17 protein-coding genes are annotated in these 16,904 nt (G+C 51.7%); 6 read left to right on the forward strand and 11 right to left on the reverse strand.

Features of this window, described 5'->3' with window-relative positions:
- Positions 1-187: 187 nt before the first annotated feature.
- Together parC and FDY93_RS17215 are read right to left on the reverse strand one after the other, a co-directional pair.
- Positions 188-2,437 carry a DNA topoisomerase IV subunit A gene (gene parC, locus FDY93_RS17210; RefSeq protein WP_138236981.1) on the reverse strand — a complete coding sequence of 750 codons (2,250 nt, stop codon included), beginning with the start codon at positions 2,435-2,437 and terminating at the stop codon, positions 188-190.
- A 122-nt stretch (positions 2,438-2,559) separates the two neighbouring features.
- The gene (locus FDY93_RS17215) at positions 2,560-3,462 is read right to left on the reverse strand and encodes a LysR family transcriptional regulator (protein WP_138236982.1); all 903 of its coding nucleotides are present in this window, start codon (positions 3,460-3,462) and stop codon (positions 2,560-2,562) included.
- 112 nt (positions 3,463-3,574) lie between these two features.
- On the opposite strand from FDY93_RS17215, the gene FDY93_RS17220 reads away from it, so the two are divergent.
- From FDY93_RS17220 to FDY93_RS17235, 4 genes are all read left to right on the forward strand, one after another.
- Positions 3,575-4,255, forward strand: coding sequence for an FMN-dependent NADH-azoreductase (locus tag FDY93_RS17220; protein WP_138236983.1), 681 nt, complete (start codon positions 3,575-3,577; stop codon positions 4,253-4,255).
- 76 nt (positions 4,256-4,331) lie between these two features.
- Positions 4,332-4,784, forward strand: a complete 453-nt coding sequence (locus FDY93_RS17225; protein ID WP_220446234.1) for a DUF2214 family protein — start codon at positions 4,332-4,334, stop codon at positions 4,782-4,784.
- A 13-nt stretch (positions 4,785-4,797) separates the two neighbouring features.
- Positions 4,798-5,403, forward strand: a complete 606-nt coding sequence (locus FDY93_RS17230) for an ABC transporter ATP-binding protein (RefSeq protein WP_138236985.1) — start codon at positions 4,798-4,800, stop codon at positions 5,401-5,403.
- Positions 5,400-6,194, forward strand: coding sequence for an ABC transporter permease (locus FDY93_RS17235; RefSeq protein ID WP_138236986.1), 795 nt, complete (start codon positions 5,400-5,402; stop codon positions 6,192-6,194). The genes FDY93_RS17230 and FDY93_RS17235 overlap by 4 nt, the downstream gene beginning before the upstream one ends.
- Before the next feature lie 51 nt (positions 6,195-6,245).
- On the opposite strand, the gene FDY93_RS17240 is transcribed toward FDY93_RS17235, so the two are convergent.
- The 3 genes from FDY93_RS17240 to FDY93_RS17245 all read right to left on the reverse strand — a co-directional run bounded on the left by FDY93_RS17240 (position 6,246) and on the right by FDY93_RS17245 (position 9,546).
- Positions 6,246-8,000, reverse strand: coding sequence for an acyl-CoA dehydrogenase family protein (locus FDY93_RS17240; protein WP_138236987.1), 1,755 nt, complete (start codon positions 7,998-8,000; stop codon positions 6,246-6,248).
- A gap of 237 nt (positions 8,001-8,237) precedes the next feature.
- Positions 8,238-8,459 (reverse strand): DUF6356 family protein, encoded by a 222-nt coding sequence (locus FDY93_RS19975; RefSeq protein ID WP_220446235.1) that lies wholly within the window; start codon positions 8,457-8,459, stop codon positions 8,238-8,240.
- Between the two features lie 163 nt (positions 8,460-8,622).
- Positions 8,623-9,546, reverse strand: a complete 924-nt coding sequence (locus FDY93_RS17245; protein WP_138236988.1) for a LysR family transcriptional regulator — start codon at positions 9,544-9,546, stop codon at positions 8,623-8,625.
- A 184-nt stretch (positions 9,547-9,730) separates the two neighbouring features.
- Between FDY93_RS17245 and FDY93_RS17250 the strand changes: the two genes are divergently transcribed.
- A complete protein-coding gene (locus FDY93_RS17250; protein ID WP_138236989.1) occupies positions 9,731-10,762 on the forward strand; it encodes an aldo/keto reductase in 1,032 nt (343 codons plus the stop codon).
- Between the two features lie 362 nt (positions 10,763-11,124).
- Entirely contained in the window at positions 11,125-11,694 is a 570-nt protein-coding gene (locus tag FDY93_RS17255; RefSeq protein WP_138236990.1) for a hypothetical protein, read from the forward strand.
- A gap of 175 nt (positions 11,695-11,869) precedes the next feature.
- On the opposite strand, the gene FDY93_RS17260 is transcribed toward FDY93_RS17255, so the two are convergent.
- The 6 genes from FDY93_RS17260 to FDY93_RS17285 all read right to left on the reverse strand — a co-directional run bounded on the left by FDY93_RS17260 (position 11,870) and on the right by FDY93_RS17285 (position 16,725).
- The gene (locus FDY93_RS17260; RefSeq protein ID WP_138236991.1) at positions 11,870-12,907 is read right to left on the reverse strand and encodes an alpha/beta hydrolase; all 1,038 of its coding nucleotides are present in this window, start codon (positions 12,905-12,907) and stop codon (positions 11,870-11,872) included.
- A gap of 240 nt (positions 12,908-13,147) precedes the next feature.
- Complete coding sequence (locus FDY93_RS17265; protein ID WP_138236992.1) at positions 13,148-13,642, reverse strand: hypothetical protein; 495 nt, start codon at positions 13,640-13,642, stop codon at positions 13,148-13,150.
- Positions 13,643-13,843: 201 nt separating this feature from the next.
- On the reverse strand, positions 13,844-14,068 hold the full coding sequence (locus FDY93_RS17270; protein ID WP_138236993.1) for a hypothetical protein: 225 nt from the start codon (positions 14,066-14,068) through the stop codon (positions 13,844-13,846).
- A gap of 1 nt (position 14,069) precedes the next feature.
- Positions 14,070-14,585, reverse strand: a complete 516-nt coding sequence (locus FDY93_RS17275; RefSeq protein ID WP_138236994.1) for a Tse2 family ADP-ribosyltransferase toxin — start codon at positions 14,583-14,585, stop codon at positions 14,070-14,072.
- Positions 14,586-14,982: 397 nt separating this feature from the next.
- Positions 14,983-15,606, reverse strand: coding sequence for a suppressor of fused domain protein (locus FDY93_RS17280; RefSeq protein ID WP_138236995.1), 624 nt, complete (start codon positions 15,604-15,606; stop codon positions 14,983-14,985).
- Positions 15,607-16,125: 519 nt separating this feature from the next.
- Positions 16,126-16,725, reverse strand: a complete 600-nt coding sequence (locus FDY93_RS17285; protein ID WP_138236996.1) for a DUF6988 family protein — start codon at positions 16,723-16,725, stop codon at positions 16,126-16,128.
- Positions 16,726-16,904: the final 179 nt, after the last annotated feature.

Genomic DNA, 16,904 nt, shown 5'->3' on the forward strand with positions numbered 1-16,904 from the left:
ATTCATAAACGGCGTGTAGGAGCCTGCTTGCAGGCGAACGGAAAAGAACTCCGCAAATGTTCGCCTGCAAGCAGGCTCCTACAGGTGACAGCCGCGATTGGCGCTCTGTAACGGGTGCAAAAAAAAAGCGGCCCCGTTTCCGGGGCCGCTTTTTTATCTGAAGCGCGAATAACGTATTTCAGATTAATTACTTTCTCTGCACTTCTACTTTATCCACCTTCTGGAACCCGCGCGGCAGTTTATTACCGCGACGGCCGCGCTCGCCCTGGTAGTGTTCCAGTTCCGAGACCTTGATCTTGGTGTGGCGCTTGCCAGCGTGGATTACCAACTGGTCGTCGCCTTCCAGCACCGCGATACCGACGAGGATTTCTTCGCGGCTGGCGGCGCGCGCCGACGGGATATTGATGATCTTGTTGCCCTTGCCTTTCGCCAGTTCCGGCAGTTCGGCGACCGGGAACACCAGCATGCGTCCCTCGCTGGACACTGCCGCCAGCAGTGCCTTCTCCGGATTACTGATTTCCTGAGGTGGCAACACGCGAGCGTTCTGCGGCAGGCTCAGCATGGCCTTGCCGGCCTTGTTGCGCGATTGCAGATCGGCGTACCGGGCAATGAAGCCGTAGCCGGCATCAGACGCCAGCAACACCTGCTGATCGTCATTGCCCATCAGCAGGCCTTCGAAGGTGGCGCCTGAAGGCGGATTGATGCGCCCGGACAGCGGTTCCCCCTGGCCCCGCGCCGATGGCAGCGTGTGAGAGGCAATGGAGTAACTGCGCCCGGTGCTGTCGAGCAGCAGCGCCATCTGGTTGCTCTTGCCGTGGGCGGCGAACTTGAAGCTGTCGCCCGCTTTGTAACTGAGCGAGGTGGGGTCGATATCGTGGCCCTTGGCCTGGCGGATCCAGCCCTTGTCGGACAGCACTACAGTGATCGGATCGCTGGTGAGAAGGTCGGTCTCGCTGAAAGCCTTGGCTTCCTCGCGCTCGACGATGGGCGAACGGCGCTCATCGCCGAACTCGTTCGCCGCTTCCAGCAGTTCCTTCTTGATCAGGGTTTTGAGGCGGCGCTCGCTCTCCAGCGTTTTGGTGAGCATATCGCGCTCTTTTTCCAGCTCCGCCTGTTCGCCGCGGATCTTCATTTCCTCAAGGCGCGCCAACTGGCGTAACTTGGTTTCGAGTACGTATTCCGCCTGCACATCACTCAGCTCGAAGCGGCGCATCAGCTCCTGCTTCGGCTCATCGTGGGTGCGGATGATCTCGATTACCTCGTCGATGTTGAGGAAGGCGATCAACAAACCGGCCAACAGGTGCAGGCGCTTCTCGACCTTGTCGAGGCGGAACTGCAGACGCCGGCGCGTGGTGACCGTGCGGAAACTCAGCCACTCGGACAGGATCTTGTCCAGGGACTTCACCTGCGGGCGGCCGTCGATGCCAATCATGTTCAGGTTGACCCGGTAGCTCTTCTCCAGGTCGGTAGTGGCAAACAGGTGGTTCATCACCTGTTCCAGATCCACCCGGTTGGATTTAGGCACGATGACCAGCCGCGTGGGATTCTCGTGGTCGGACTCGTCGCGCAGGTCGCTGACCATCGGCAGTTTCTTCGCCTGCATCTGCGCGGCGATCTGCTCCAGCACCTTGGAGCCACTGGCCTGGTAGGGCAATGCGGTGATGACGATATCGCCATCCTCCTTGGTCCACACCGCGCGCATTTTTACCGAGCCCTTGCCGGTCTCGTACATTTTTTGCAGATCGCTGCGCGGCGAGATGATCTCCGCCTCGGTAGGCATATCAGGGCCGAGGATGTACTCGCACAGCTCGCTGACCGTGGCCTTGGGGTTTTCCAGCATATGCACGGTGGCATTCACCACTTCGCGCAGGTTGTGCGGCGGGATATCCGTGGCCATGCCCACGGCGATACCGGTAGTGCCGTTCAGCAGGATATTGGGAACTCGTGCCGGCAGTACCGCCGGTTCGTCCATGGTGCCGTCGAAGTTCGGCTGCCAGTCCACCGTGCCCTGCCCCAGCTCCGACAGCAGTACCTCCGCGTACTTGCCCATGCGGGATTCGGTGTAACGCATGGCGGCGAACGACTTGGGATCGTCCGGCGAACCCCAGTTACCCTGGCCGTCCACCAGCGGGTAGCGGTAGCTGAAGGGCTGCGCCATCAGCACCATGGCCTCGTACACGGCGCTGTCGCCATGCGGATGGTACTTACCGATCACGTCGCCCACGGTGCGCGCGGACTTCTTGTACTTGGCGGAGTTCTTCAGCCCCAGCTCGCTCATGGCGTAGACAATACGGCGCTGCACCGGCTTCAGACCGTCGCCGATATTGGGCAGGGCGCGGTCGAGGATCACGTACATGGAGTAATCCAGGTACGCCTTCTCGGTGTAAGCCGCCAGGTGCTGGCGCTCGGAGGCGTCGTAGACGGAAGGCTCGGTCATACTGCGAGAGTCTCGTTATTCTGCGGAAAGAGCTGGATTATGGCGGAGTGGCGCAGCGGGTTCAAAGGGCGTTCGCCGCTCGCGATGCGGGGCCGCATTTTCCGGCTGTTTTTTGTACTGAATCATTTCGTCTCGATAGCAGCTTGTCTCGATAGCTGCCCTGGGCTCAGCGCCTGATCTTTTAACCAAGCGCAGAACTGCTGAACCGTTGTCCGCGGCTGCGCGCCGCAGAGAACGTGATAGCCGAACCCCGGTAAACAGCATTCTGCCCTATATGGTTGCAGCCATCCGTGCTGCACCGCGGATTCCACCAACAGATTACTTACAAACGCCAGCCCCTGGCCTGCCAGTGCCGCCTGAATTACATGCAACTCCTGGTCGTACCCCTGAATCCCGCCATGTTTCCATTTGGGCGCAAAACGACGCAGCCAAGCCTGCACAGGCACTGCCGGCAACTCAGGGTTTTTCCATTGGGTTTCAAACAGGGGCAAGGCTTCGCCGCTTTCAGCCCTCGCTATATTGTCGCTTGTTCCGAACAGCCCGAACTCTTCACACAACAGCAACTCGGCCCCCTCGGCGGTGCTGCCATAGCGTAGAGCTACATCCACACGCCGATCACGCTGCAGATCCACCAATTGTTCATCGCTTTGCACCACCACCTTTAATTCGGGGTAGCGTTGATAGAAAGCCTGCAACCGCGGAACCAGCCAAAGAGAAGCGAACGCGTTGGTGGTGCTGATGGTCAACACCTCGGGCTGACCGGATATTTTCTCCACCGCCTCGGCCAGCGTCTGCAAAGAAAGCCGGGCAGCATCGGCCAGCTCCCGCCCTGCATCGGTAAGAAAAACCGCACGTGTACGCCGCTCAAATAATGCCGCGCCCAATTGGCTCTCGAGGTTGCGTATCTGGTGGGACACAGCAGTTGGAGTGAGGTGTAACTCTTTCGCTGCCCCCTTGAAGCTGCCCAAACGCGCTGCGGCTTCAAACACGCGGATACTATTCAAGTTGCTCAGACGACTGTACATACCACACCAACAAGTGAATTTTGTTCACCTATAAGTGAAAAAAGACCCTTTGTCAACGGCGACAGCAAACACGATATTTACTCCACACCCACCCTGAAACCTGGAGTACAGCATGACAAAGATCCTTAAATTAGATGCCAGCGCGCGATTGGTAGATCACGAGGTAGCGGCATATCGCTCGCTCTCCAAACTTCTGTCTCAGCACTTCCTGGATCGCTGGCATGCGAATAACAAAGAAGTTTCAATCACCTGTAGGGATCTGGGTCTGGAACCGCCAGGGTTTGTCAGCCAGGATTGGATCGCAGCCGTGTTCACGCCGGAAGAACGCCGCAGCCCAGAGCAACATGCCATGCTGGCACTTTCCGACCAGTTGATCGAGGAAGTCGCAAAAGCGGATGTGATTCTGATTTCCTCACCCATGTACAACTACGGAATGCCCGCCTGCCTGAAGGCCTGGTTTGATCAGGTGGTGCGGGTCAACAAAACCTTTAGTTTCGATCTGGCGCGCGGCGACTTCCCATTGCAGCCAATCTTTTCCGGTAAGACGCTGGTACTACTGTCATCTTGCGGTGAATTCGGGTTTGGCCCCGGCGGTATACGCGAGAACATGAACCACCTGGGTCCACATATTCGAACACTGGGCCACTACCTGGGGGCGGATGCGTATCATGAGATTCGAATTGAATATCAGGAGTTTGGCGACGAGCGACATCAAGACTCCATTGAGCGCGCGTACCGGGAAACAGAACAATTGGTAGATACTCTGGCGCACCGATTACATGTAGCCGCTTGATGCTTAACCATTAAACACAAACACCCACAACCTGTGATAACGTCTCCCGGGTCTACCAACACCCGGGGGAATGGTTATGCCCGCACTCTTTGCTTTCCTGCACCACTTGGCCTTCCTGTCTATGACGGCTGTCCTCACTATGCAATTGATTCTATTGGGGCAAAGTTTCACCCTGCAAAATGCCCGCAAGATACGTATCGCAGACCGTATTCTGGGCATATCTGCAGTACTGCTACTGGTCGTCGGTTTTTTGCGTGTGTTTTTCTTTGAGAAAGGTGCGAGCTACTACTTTCACAATGGGGCGTTTCACGCGAAGTTGACGCTGTTTGTCATCGCCGCCCTGCTCTCCATTTATCCCACCATCCAGTTTCTACGCTGGGGCAAGAGCCTCAGCCAGGGAGAAGTGCCGGAAATTGGCGACCGCAAACGCCGCTGGATGCGTATCATCGTGCATGCCGAACTCACCGCCATTGTCGGCATGGCCCTATGCGCCGCGCTGATGGCCAAAGGGATTGGTTATTTCGGCTAAGACGGACTCGGCATTGGCAACACTCACACTCAAAAGTCTCGCCATTGGCGGCCTGAAAAGTATCGACCTGCAAGTGGCTGCGGGAGAAATCGTGTGCCTGTCTGGCGCGTCCGGTTCCGGCAAAAGCCGGCTGCTGCGCGCCATTGCCGATCTGGATCGGCACAGTGGCAATGTGCACCTGGGGGACACCAGCCAGAGCGATGTGCCAGGCCACAGCTGGCGCGGCATGGTGATGCTGGTGCCGGCGGAAAGTGCCTGGTGGTACGACACCGTGGGCGAACACTTTTCCGAACACCCGGAGGAAACACTGCAACAACTCGGCCTGGACGCGGACGCGTTCAACTGGCCGGTAGCCCGCCTCTCCTCCGGAGAAAAGCAGCGCCTCGCGCTGGCCCGTGCCCTCGCCCGCAAACCGGCGGCGCTGCTGCTGGACGAACCCACCGCAAACCTGGACAAAGACAGCACCGAGCGGGTGGAAAGCTGGCTGCGAGACCGCATTCGCCAGCAACAGCTCCCCACTATTTGGGTCGCTCACCACGAAGACCAGATCGCGCGTGTGGCCGACCGCCACTTTCATATTGTGGATAACGGGATCGAAGAACAGGAGATGACCGCGTGAACGTTATCGAACTCTCCTGGTGGCAGCTGGCACTGGCGGCATTGCTGGTCATCGCCCTGGCGGCATGTACCTTCTTCGCGCGCCTGGGCGTGGGCAAAAGTTTGCTGATTGCCGCCGCCCGCACCGCGATTCAGCTCGCCCTCGTCGGCCTGGTACTGGAAGCCCTGTTTTCCGTCGGCAGCCTGCACTGGGTGGCATTGATGGGGATCGGCATGCTGCTGCTCGCCGGGCGCGAGGTGGTGGCACGGCAGAAATACAATCTGCGCGGCGGCTGGGGTTTTGGTATCGGCACCCTGTCGATGTTTATCTCCGCCTTTGCCGTCACCGTGCTTACCCTGGTGGCAGTAATCAGCCCCACACCCTGGTACACACCACAATACGCCATCCCCCTGCTGGGCATGCTGCTCGGCAATACCATGACCGGCGTCTCCCTGTCTCTGGACCGGCTGACAGAGAGCGCCCGGCGCTCCCGCGCCGTTATCGAAAACCGGCTGATGCTGGGGGAAACCGCGCAGCAGGCACTGAGCGAGTTCCGCCGCGACGCCATGCGCGCAGGCCTCACCCCAATCATCAACGCCATGGCCGCCGCGGGTATCGTCTCCCTGCCGGGCATGATGACCGGCCAGATACTCGCCGGCACTTCGCCGGCACTGGCGGTGAAATACCAGATTCTGATTATGTTCACCATCGCCGCCGGCACCGGCTTTGGCACCTTTGCGGCGGTGGCGCTGTGTGCGCGCCGGTTGTTCGACGGACGGGAACGGCTGCGGCTGGACCGGTTACGCAGCTAGACGCTCCCGGCACCGTCGAGAAAAGAAATTAAGCTTCTTGGAAGCACATCATTATTGATGAGCTGCATTATTAGCGTGGTGACGCTGGTACCAACTTATGTAGTCTTCCCCTGAAATTGGGGTTTTCAGCCCCGTTTCTTCAACCCCAAACCAATCTATGATTTCGCCGACATCGCCCTGCTTTTCACGTAGTAAATCTTCTCTTCTTCTGAGTAGGTTCGTTACGCTGTCTACATTTTTGATCTTTGACGTCAATATAGACGGTGCGATTTTTTTGAGTTTTTCCAGTAAGAACAATTCCAATATCCAAGAATCCCTTCCATCGTCAATGAAACTGCTTGCCGCCGCTGCCGCGCACAGCGTCCCATACACATCAAGCATTTCCATCATTTTTTCTGAGTACTGATTCCATTTTGAAAAATAGTCTGCTTTATCTTCAGCTCTAAGCCCAAGCTGAACTTCCTTGTGCAGACTTAACGCAAATGCGTGAAAAACCTGAAGAATAGATTGCACAGATGGCGAGCAGTCCGGGACCGAAAATGGAAGTAATGATCGCAGGTAGTCTCTGGCTGCTTTCTGCATAATGACGACATTGTCGCCTTCTGCAGTGATACAACCATTTGTCATGGCATAGTAGTTGGAAAATTTGTTGGCAGAAAACATACCCTGCGCCCCACACAGCTCCCTGCAACCGACTATGACCTCCCTGGATTCCCAGGTAACCAAAGATTTCGCTAACGCAATTTCATTTTTCAGCTCTTCGGGCATGCCTTTACTGCTGCTTTCTTCGCGATGCGCTCTATCACCAAGATCCCTGATCCATAATGACTGAACAACGAGAGCGGCAGTATAAATGGTCAGAGGCTGAGAAAATGAGCTGTGGCTGATCAACGGAACATCGCCTACTACCGAAAAAGTTTCTCTCTGCTTCCCATAATTTTTTGTAATATACAATGACGCTTTCGCTGCTGCGGCAGCCCCAGCAGCCATGCATATTTTTCCGAACTGAACACGCTGCATAGATTGAAGAAACCGCTTTCTTTGATCGGTTTCTATAAAGATGACTTCTCCGCTGGGAGATATATCAAGAATATTTCTGCTGAGGAGCGACTCAAAAGGCACTTCCACCTGATTAAAGCTGGTAATGCAGTTGTCAAGCCCGAATCCAGGCTTACTCCCTATTTCGCTGATGTTGATACCTGGCAATACTTTATTTGAACCGTGAATCCTTACCACAAATGGCATGACGCCGTATTCTTCATCATCAACTTTTAATCTTGCCATAACCACCGCTATTTTTGCCGCATGGCGAGATAGTGAAGTGTTTGGCATGAACTTGAATGATCTAGCATTGGGTGAATGCAGTATGAAAATTCTTCTGCTGTGATCGTATACCGCTTCTGATTCGAGAGAGAAAACGTTATTCCCGTATGCGAGTTCTGTAGCCAGGTAAACACCAACAGCCTCCCCCTGAAGGAGCTCCCTGTAAATCTCTGATAGATACTCTGAATCTTTTTTAAGCGCTTTTATCGTGCCCACACAAAGGTTGTAGTGGATTGATAGCGCCGCGAAAAGCGCTCCGTCATGAATGGCTGCGACTTCATGCAGCCCGATCAACTTTTCAGGAAATTCAAACAGCTGCTCTCCATACTCCGGATTGCTGATAATTTCCTTCATGCAACTGTACAATGAGTCCTTATCAGCTACAGAGTCGCAGTTATGGATGGGCCTCAATAATCCGTCGTCTATATTTCCATTTTCGTTTTGGAATGAACTACCTACCGCCAATATATCTGCAAGATTCATTGTACACCTCCCGATATCTTCAATGCTGTCCGTGTTTCTTATTGAGCTGGCGTGGCGACATGATTTTGCTACGCATCAGCTTTGCAGCACATTAGAAGTTTGCGGTCGTATGTAAACAAAAGATATTTATAAATCGCGCCAAAATCGCCTAATTGCTTACTACTAAGCAATTAGGCAATTGGACGATCTGGGGCGCAGGCCCGGCGGAGCCGTGGTCACTTGCTATATATGCCCCACCTATTCGCCTATTTGCGAACCCGTGGTTTCGGCCCGCCGCCCGGCACTTAGACGTTTAACTAAATCGCTTGCACCCGTTTTGTAGGCGCCAGGAATTACACCGTGTATGAAAGCCATTATTGCCGCCTGCAGACAGGTCCAACCATAGCGAAACGCAACGCTTTGATGCTCGAAATAGGATTCTTCAACCTCTTTCAGGTGCTCTCTACTCGACCGCAACATACATACACTCCATATTTTTTGATTAACGACCAATCTTCTTCGGATATCAATACGGCTTTCCAGCGAGGAGTTCGCCTCAGACTGCGTATCGGTTTCTGCGGCTTTGAGTCTCTCACTATTATTTAAAATCAGGACAAGATCTCGTAGAGGAACGCTACAGAACTTATAAATCCTCCAACGGTAACGCCCAGACAGGATGCTCGATAAGCCTCTCTTCCAGGAACGACACGATGGCCCGCACTCTGGGCGGAACCAGGTGCCTTTGGGGCATCACAGCGTAGATACCAGTGTCCATTAATCGGTAATCCGGCAGCACCGATTTCAGTTTTCCGCTGCGCAGATGTTCGTGGATATGCCATACCGAGTGTTGCGCGATACCCAGGCCGCCGAGCACCGCGTCGGTGAGCATCTCACCCTGATTGCTGCGTATACGGCCACTTACCTGCACCGTCTCGCTGCGCCCCAGTTTGTCAGTGAAGTGCCAAACATCCTGCCGGCGATGGGTGCTGGAGAGCACCAGGCACTGGTGGTCCGCCAGATCGCCAGGGGTTTGCGGGGTGCCGTGGCGCTCCAGGTAGCCGGGGGTGGCACACAAGACCCTGCGATCATCCGCCAAGCGCCTGGCCACCAGGGAGGAATCGTCCAGAACACCGATACGGATACCCAAGTCATAACCGTCGCCAACCAGGTCCACCACCTGGTCTGTGAGGCTGACATGCAGGTCCAGCCGGGGATATAGGTGGAGGAACTCCGGCAACAGCGGCGAAATGTATTGGCGCCCGAAGGAGTGCGGCAAGGTGACGCGCAGGGTGCCGGTGACATTGTCGGCACTGCCACGCAGATCCTGAGTGAGCGCCTCCAGGCCCTCCACCAGGTCGCGCCCTTTCTCCGCCAGCGCCAACCCCTCAGGCGTGAGATGGAGGCGACGGGTCGTACGATGCAACAGCCGCACATTCAAGCCCTTCTCCAACCGCTGCAGACGCTGGCTGGCAACGGCTACCGATAGGTCAAGACTGCGAGCGGCCGCGCTGATCGTCCCCAGATCCACTACGCGAAGAAATAAGGCGATGTCACTCAAACGATCCATAGCCACCTATTATCAAGAAAACATTGAAAGTGATTAAAGATATTTAAAATATCAACAAGAGAAATACGGGTCTAGCATAGCGGTCGTCAACTTTTGCCACCCGGTTGCCAGGGCAATCGAGCAAGAGCGGGGCTAGGGCTGCTCGGCCCGCCCCTTCAGTTTCCAACGAACAGGAGTAAGAGTTATGGAATATCGTTATCTAGGACGGTCCGGTTTCAAGGTCCCGGAATTGGGTTTTGGGGCCGGCACCTTTGGTGGCAAGGGCCCTTTGTTCAGTGCCTGGGGCAATACCGACGTAGAGCACGCGAAGCGGATCATCGACATCTGCCTGGAGGCCGGCGTTAACCTGTTCGACACCGCCGACGTGTACTCCGATGGCGCCTCGGAAACGATCCTTGGTGCGGCGATCAAAGGCCGTCGTGAGCAAGTGATTGTGTCCACCAAACTGTCACTGCGCAGCGGAGAAGGCGCGAATGACGTTGGCAGCTCGCGTCACCATCTGATCCGCGCTACCGAGCGCGCCCTTAAACGGCTGGGAACAGACTATATAGATGTGCTGCAACTGCACCACTTCGACGCCATGACGCCGGTGGAAGACGTGATGTCAGCTCTGGACGACCTGGTACGGTCGGGCAAGGTGCGTTATCTAGGCGCGTCGAATTTCTCCGGCTGGCAACTGATGAAATCCCAAAGCGTCGCTGAGCGCTACGGCTACACGCGCTTTGTGGCAAACCAGACGTACTACTCCCTGCTGGGCCGTGACTACGAATGGGAACTGATGCCGCTGGGGCAGGACCAGGGCCTTGGCGCTCTGGTGTGGAGCCCGCTGGGCTGGGGGCGGCTGACCGGAAAAATCCGCCGCGGCCAACCGATACCTGAAGGCAGCCGCCTTCACCAGACGGAAGCGTTTGCACCGCCAGTACAGGAAGAGCGGCTGTACCGGGTATTGGATGTGCTGTTCGAGATTGCAGAAGAAGTCGAGAAGACCGTACCGCAGGTAGCGATCAACTGGCTGCTGCGACGACCGACCGTATCCTCCGTACTGATTGGCGCCCGAGACGAGGCCCAGCTGCGACAAAATCTCGGTGCTGTCGGCTGGAGCCTCAACGAAGACCAGATTATGCGCCTGGATGCAGCGAGCGCTGTGACCCCGCCATACCCCTACTATCCCTACTGGAATGGCCAGTTCTCCGAGCGCAATCCGGCGCCGGTGTGACTGAGGTTTGTTGAAAACTGAATCGACAGGGGTCCACTATACCGGCGGTGTTTCGAGCACCGCCGCCAGTGGATCGAAGGCCGGCTGCCGGCATTGCCCCAAGTAATCACCTTGGACGTGTGCACCTATTCGGTAGTGAGCAATCACTACCAGTGGCGCTGCATATCAACCGGGCATAACCGCGCAGTGCCTGTGAACTGCTCGGCAAACCCTGAATCGCTTATACAGCTAGAAACTCAGGCACAATCGAGAAAAGAAATTAAGCCTCTTGCCGGAATCATTAAAAAGCTAAAGAATCAACTGAAAGATGGTGGATATCCGAAGGGCATTTTGGAACCTAAAAAGGCCGATTGGAGTGGGCTATGAACCAAATCTATAGATTAACTACCGACCCTGCAATATATAAGGAAATACCTCTTGACGCGGAAGATATTGCTGATCAGTTAAATGCTGATGCGCATGTCATGGATTTCGTCTACATGGGGGTAAAGGAAAAGAAAATCGCCGATCTTTGGGGGGAAATCGTTACGGCATTTCAGCCTTCGCCAGCGTTCCCTGAGGCCATCAAAGTCCCAGCCATAAGTGTTTGGACGGGGCCTAACCTTGTGTTTTCAGAAAGAGCATACGCCGTTTTTCACCTGATGCTAGCCGACTATGGTGAGTTTCTTCCAATAAAAGTTTCAGGCTTCACATACTATTTATTCAACAACTTATCTGATTTGAACCCGGTTTTATCAAAAAGCTTTTATAGTAACCCAGACACACAAGCGGTGGGAGCTCTGGAATTTGGCAACGGAGCAAGCCAAAAGCTTTTGTTTAGAAGTCGTTGGGAAGGTTGCACAGCAAGCTTTTGCAACCAGAAATTTAAAGATCTATGTGAAGAGTTTGAGCTAGAAGGCCTAAATTTTAATTCCGAACTTATCGCCAACTGAACTTCCCTGGGCTTCGCGGAGGCTCTCCTTTTGGGATAATGGATCCTCCGCGAAACATGGGCCTCCCTCATTAGTTCTTCGTGATCTTTTAGTAAACACTCAGCTCCTTTCGAGGAAAAATCATTTATTCCTCAATCGTCGCGCTCTTATCTTGAACCGCATTTTTCCGAAAATATCAAAGTACCTCGATTTCCTTCAGCCACTCGATTGCATCAGCAGTCCACCTATCGGTGTCTTTTTCCTGCTTTCTGACTCCAAAGGCATGACCGCCGGTTTCGTAAAGCAGGACCTTTACGTCTATGTCTGCCTTTTTCAATTCCCTTGCATATACCTCTGAATAATGAACCGGATCAATCGGATCATCTTTGGCGTGCACAAGAAGTGTTGGCGGGATATTGGGTGAGATCTTGATATCCGTATTCAGCTCCTGAGCAGCGACTGCTCTTGGCCTTTTGTTCTTGTGCTCCATTGTCAAATGGCCGGGATAGACCGGTATCGCGAAGTCGGGCCGACTGCTGACCTGATCGATTTCGTCGACGGGGTCATAGGCACGTTTGTCGAACGCCGTACTGGAAAGCACCGCCAGATTCCCACCTGCAGAAAATCCCATGACGCCAATCTTGTCGGGATCGATACCGTATTCTTTCGCATTATACCGAACGATAGAAATCGTCCTCTGTGCGTCTTGTAGCGCCAATGGAATCTCAGGGGTTACGTGCTTGCGTAATTTTTTATCCCAGCTACAGCCGGAGTTGGGAACGCGGTACTTCACAACGATGCAAGTAACACCAACCTCCGTCAGCCACTGGCAAACATCGGCGCCGTTAAAGCCAATAGTACTTTGCTGGCCAATAGCTACTCCCTTGTAGCCGCCACCGGGAAACACAATTACTGCCGCCCGGGCAGATGGCCCCTTCGGCACATAGCGTATAAATGTGGGATGGGTGATGACGAGCCACGGGTGCTCTTTAGCGTAGTCGTCATTTTCGATTTTCTTGATCCCATCCGCGATTACTTTGGAATCGTCGGGCCACAAGGATACTTCCTGTGAGTAGAGAACCGGGAATGACGTATCCGCAGACGAGCCATCCTTATGGGTTAGCTTACTTGCATTGATTTCCTTCAACGAGTTTTCGTCGCTTGACACCAAGGGGGGCGAGCAAAACGCCAATAGCACGGTCATACTTAGAAACGAAAACAGCAAGAGCTTCATTTACACCGTCCATATCGAGCATTTTTAGAATTTTTCATGGCTCTTTTTCATAGAATCACATGAAAATCCCTTAGCTTTGTTTGGCGTCCGGATCAATAGATAAACGCAATGAAGAAAATTTCATGCTATAAACGAGTGAAGCAAAATAACATAAAATTTACGAAATGCAGATAATTCCAACCACTGCGATTCTTACATAAGTGTTGTACTTCCAGCCTGAAACCAAGCCGCAACAGGAATCTATAATTCAGTTAGCTTTTTGTATACAGACATGATTCTAGCGGTAGACAACAGGCCGTCCATTGGAATTCCATGGTCAACAGTAATTGGCAAAAATTTGTCATTGACTGAAATTAATTTAACCACGATGTATCCTGGTGATTTATTATTATAGATAACACCAAATACAACAACTTTCGCTGACTCAAGATTCGTTTCCAGAAAGTCATGAGAGCCACAACCAAGTGTAGCAGCTACATACATGTGGTCATTAGAAACATTGTACTGAGTAACTGGCCCAAACTCATTGTCTAGAAACTTGAGCTCCTCACTTAAACCTGCATACTTATCGCTAAGTTCAGCTTCACTTAGCCCCTCGCCACAGTAGATCATTTTTGCTGCTGCAGAATAGCGATGGCTAGAAAAGTTTTCCAGATACTTACTTGCTACTGCCTCTGGAGTCGAGCCGTAACTCAACCCACTATATAGAAAAAACAATAGAAACATAGTTTTCATACTTTTCCCTGTTAATTTTCTAAATTCCAATTCTTAATGCAACGAACTTAATCGGAGTTTGTCTGAAGCTGCGAAGATACTGCGGATATAGCATTGTAGTGGTGCACTGAATTTTGCCACCTGACTTTGAGTGATATCATCATGCTTAACGAGATCAAGAGGCCAAATTCAGCGTGACACTACACAGCGCTTGGTATGCACCTAGTCTTTGCCTTGAATGGGTGTCAAATTTGGCTTTTTTGATTCAAAGTTAGAAATCTCCTCATTCACAAGAGCTAAAAGGCGATTTAAGTAGAGACGATCATCCTGAATTTCAGAAAATTCATCATCGTCTGAACATTCATCTTCTTCTACTTGAGAAAGAACACCTTCATAAGCCTGAATAGCTGCTCGTATATATGTTAGATCTTTGTATGAAAAGGCCATTTTACACCTTCTCCTTCATGTACTTTTTAAGTTCTTCAAGTTTTTCAATGTACTCAGACAACAGCATGTCCCTGTCAGGCTCTATTGAGTAATGAGTATTTCCTTCGTTATCGGAAAAAAGATCTTTAGCAATAACCAAGCCTTCTTCCAATTTGGCATTTTTAGTTATTATCCACCAGCAGTCATTTTTTCCCAGCTTGACCTTACTACTCATTCCATCAAAAAGTGAAACACCGCCAGATTTTGCCAACACATAAAGATCATCACTGCCGCCTTTCTTGTATGTAACGATGTCGTTCTTCTTATCTTTCTCAGTCTTTGTTCTACTGTTATAAGATTTTTGAGGCCGCGAGTCTTCCTTGTATCGGACCTTGCCAATTTGCTCATCGTTCATCTTACCTTTTCGGAAAACAACATCGACATCAAATTTGTACATATATACCTGATTCGATCGTTTCGTCCGATTGCGATAGTCAATAGCTTCATTTTCAGTAAAGGTTAATATACTCGCTTTCATCATTATTCCTTTAATAGATGGTGGTTACATAATGCCGCGCTCAGTCGCGGCTAACTTTGTGTACTCTATATGCGAAACCCAGGCGGTTCAGTCTGGCTCATCGCCATTTTATCTTGAATGAAGAGCGAGTACTCCTCTTCCGACGTTCCCATCAGATGGGCAGCATCATACTCCGAAATTGAAGTAGTGACCTGAGGGGCGATGCCAAATCTTGACTGCCACTCCAATGCAACATCCACTAACTTTCTTCTCAGCATAATTTCTGAATTCGGCTGACGCCTAACACCCGGCACACCAACAGTCAATCCGGAATGATTTTTGCGGGAAAGTGAATGCTGTAAAACCCCCAAAAAACGCGTGGGCTTGGGCGTCCGTGTGGACTCGATTGCTATGTGATCTAAACGACACTGACTCGTTCCTTACACGCAACCAAACCGCCAGTTACGCTTATTAATTTATCTCTAATTTCTTCGGATGAAGTTTGCTTTGCAGCCTTTAATTCCGAGGAAGTAAGGCCTACCACCTGCAACAAATCAACGTTACCTGACTTTATTGAGAAAGTACTTGGGAAATTAACTGGACGTACAAACATCATTGTTCTTATAGATTCAGACAATGCTAAAGGCACGCGATGCCCATAATTTAGTGGAGGAAAATTTCCCATTTGACCCGCTGCAAGCAATAAGTTGTAAGCCATGAGCGTCTGAAGAACCTTGATTGCCCACGTTTCTTCATTTTCCGTTTCCATTACAAACTCTACGCCAAGACCAGAATACTCTTCGGGCTTCTCCTCCTCCCAAGGATTAGACATCCCAGAGGTTACATAGGCCCATTTATCTCTGCTTCCAGTTGGCGGGCATTTAAAAACACCATGCGTGAGCCAGCGTGGGTCGATGCTTTTTGCATCCATTCGGGAAAATATTTCATTTGAAAGAGTAAATATACCTGGCCCGGTGTCACCAAATATTTCCTTGTATGATTTTTCTTCTCTTTCTTCCCAAGATTCTTCAAGAAAGCTCATTTGTTCTCCTTCGCATAGGGAGGCTGTAGAAAAACTCCTGCCTCTTCTTTCTGTTTATATTCTGCGCAGAAAACCGCGCTTCAATCTGAATTCTGGACCTGCTTTGCATGGCGAAAGGCATTTCAGGGCACTCTCATCACGACAAGTTAACCTGTGTGAGTGGTGCTCGATTTTTTCTTCAGCCTGAACACCCCTCTGAGAACCGAAGAAGCAATGTTTTACTACCCGTGATTGTTATGCTGCCCTCTGATTGGATTCCCCCGGCGTCCGCGAAACCCGGGCGGTTCACTTCTTCTTAGATCCTTGTGATGAGGGAACCAATCTAATACCTGAACAATGAACCCAAACAGGGATGCCAAGCCCGTAGTATATGAAAAATAGCGATAATCCATGGTCTACCTATGAGAGCTGGTATTTAACGCCTATCTCACCTGCACATACTGCGGAGAGCGTTTTTGTGTAAAATGGAGCGCAGAGACTGACACAAAAACGAGTGTAGCAGTATGTGCCAGCGTGCAGCTAATTGTTAAATGCCCAGGATTGAACAAAATTCATAACCTTTTCTGATTCAACTTCGCCGCTTGTATTTGTAGCCAGATCGCATAGCCCCGCGAAAGACATACAGGCGATCATTGTCGCGAACTCGACCGCTTCATTTATATGATCTTGTTCGTAACGATGGCGTATTGAGCTTCCGCTAAAGTTTCGATGAAGCTGGATTGCACCAGAGTGGGTGATGCTATTCAAGCCACTCCATGTATGATCTTTGATTTTAGAAAAATATGCGGGGAGATCGGCAGCGGATTCGACCTCAAGGACCATATTACCAAACATAAGTTTGCCATTGGTTTTTGAAACTAACTTATCTTCGTTAATGTACTTATCTAACTGCTTGCTGCTGGCGCATTTAGATAGCCCCATTGCGCGAATATATGTTTCAAAAAGCACGCGTAGCAAGGCAAATGCAGATGGGTAAGCGCTATTAATTAGGCAAAATTTTATGCCTTGTGCGTGATCAAGAGTTACTGCAAACAAGGTAGCTCCCGCTTTAACTGAGACCTTGTCCGTTTTGATTTTCATCTTGACGATTGATTCCTCAATAATATCAAGAGTTTTCATATAGTTTCGTAAGTGGCTCATAAGCATTTAACGCCGCCAGCAGAGGCGCAGCTATGCTGCGTCCTTTTGCCTGCCTTGTTAGCATTCCCGGATTCATATACTAACCGCGACACATCACCTAAAACTGGAGGTGATCTGCGATACTAGGGGCATTTTACTCCCGCCAAGAAGTGAATTGC

This window comes from Microbulbifer harenosus, assembly GCF_005771435.1.
Classification (GTDB): domain Bacteria; phylum Pseudomonadota; class Gammaproteobacteria; order Pseudomonadales; family Cellvibrionaceae; genus Microbulbifer; species Microbulbifer harenosus.

Excerpts from the sequence above, each read along its gene's own strand:
- parC (WP_138236981.1), bottom strand. The coding sequence starts at position 2,437 with ATGACCGAGCCTTCCGTCTACGACGCCTCCGAGCGCCAGCACCTGGCG.
- FDY93_RS17215 (WP_138236982.1), bottom strand. The coding sequence starts at position 3,462 with ATGTACAGTCGTCTGAGCAACTTGAATAGTATCCGCGTGTTTGAAGCC.
- FDY93_RS17220 (WP_138236983.1), top strand. The coding sequence starts at position 3,575 with ATGACAAAGATCCTTAAATTAGATGCCAGCGCGCGATTGGTAGATCAC.
- FDY93_RS17225 (WP_220446234.1), top strand. The coding sequence starts at position 4,332 with ATGCCCGCACTCTTTGCTTTCCTGCACCACTTGGCCTTCCTGTCTATG.
- FDY93_RS17240 (WP_138236987.1), bottom strand. The coding sequence starts at position 8,000 with ATGAATCTTGCAGATATATTGGCGGTAGGTAGTTCATTCCAAAACGAA.
- FDY93_RS19975 (WP_220446235.1), bottom strand. The coding sequence starts at position 8,459 with ATGTTGCGGTCGAGTAGAGAGCACCTGAAAGAGGTTGAAGAATCCTAT.
- FDY93_RS17245 (WP_138236988.1), bottom strand. The coding sequence starts at position 9,546 with ATGGATCGTTTGAGTGACATCGCCTTATTTCTTCGCGTAGTGGATCTG.
- FDY93_RS17250 (WP_138236989.1), top strand. The coding sequence starts at position 9,731 with ATGGAATATCGTTATCTAGGACGGTCCGGTTTCAAGGTCCCGGAATTG.
- FDY93_RS17255 (WP_138236990.1), top strand. The coding sequence starts at position 11,125 with ATGAACCAAATCTATAGATTAACTACCGACCCTGCAATATATAAGGAA.
- FDY93_RS17260 (WP_138236991.1), bottom strand. The coding sequence starts at position 12,907 with ATGAAGCTCTTGCTGTTTTCGTTTCTAAGTATGACCGTGCTATTGGCG.
- FDY93_RS17265 (WP_138236992.1), bottom strand. The coding sequence starts at position 13,642 with ATGAAAACTATGTTTCTATTGTTTTTTCTATATAGTGGGTTGAGTTAC.
- FDY93_RS17270 (WP_138236993.1), bottom strand. The coding sequence starts at position 14,068 with ATGGCCTTTTCATACAAAGATCTAACATATATACGAGCAGCTATTCAG.
- FDY93_RS17275 (WP_138236994.1), bottom strand. The coding sequence starts at position 14,585 with ATGAAAGCGAGTATATTAACCTTTACTGAAAATGAAGCTATTGACTAT.
- FDY93_RS17280 (WP_138236995.1), bottom strand. The coding sequence starts at position 15,606 with ATGAGCTTTCTTGAAGAATCTTGGGAAGAAAGAGAAGAAAAATCATAC.
- FDY93_RS17285 (WP_138236996.1), bottom strand. The coding sequence starts at position 16,725 with ATGAAAACTCTTGATATTATTGAGGAATCAATCGTCAAGATGAAAATC.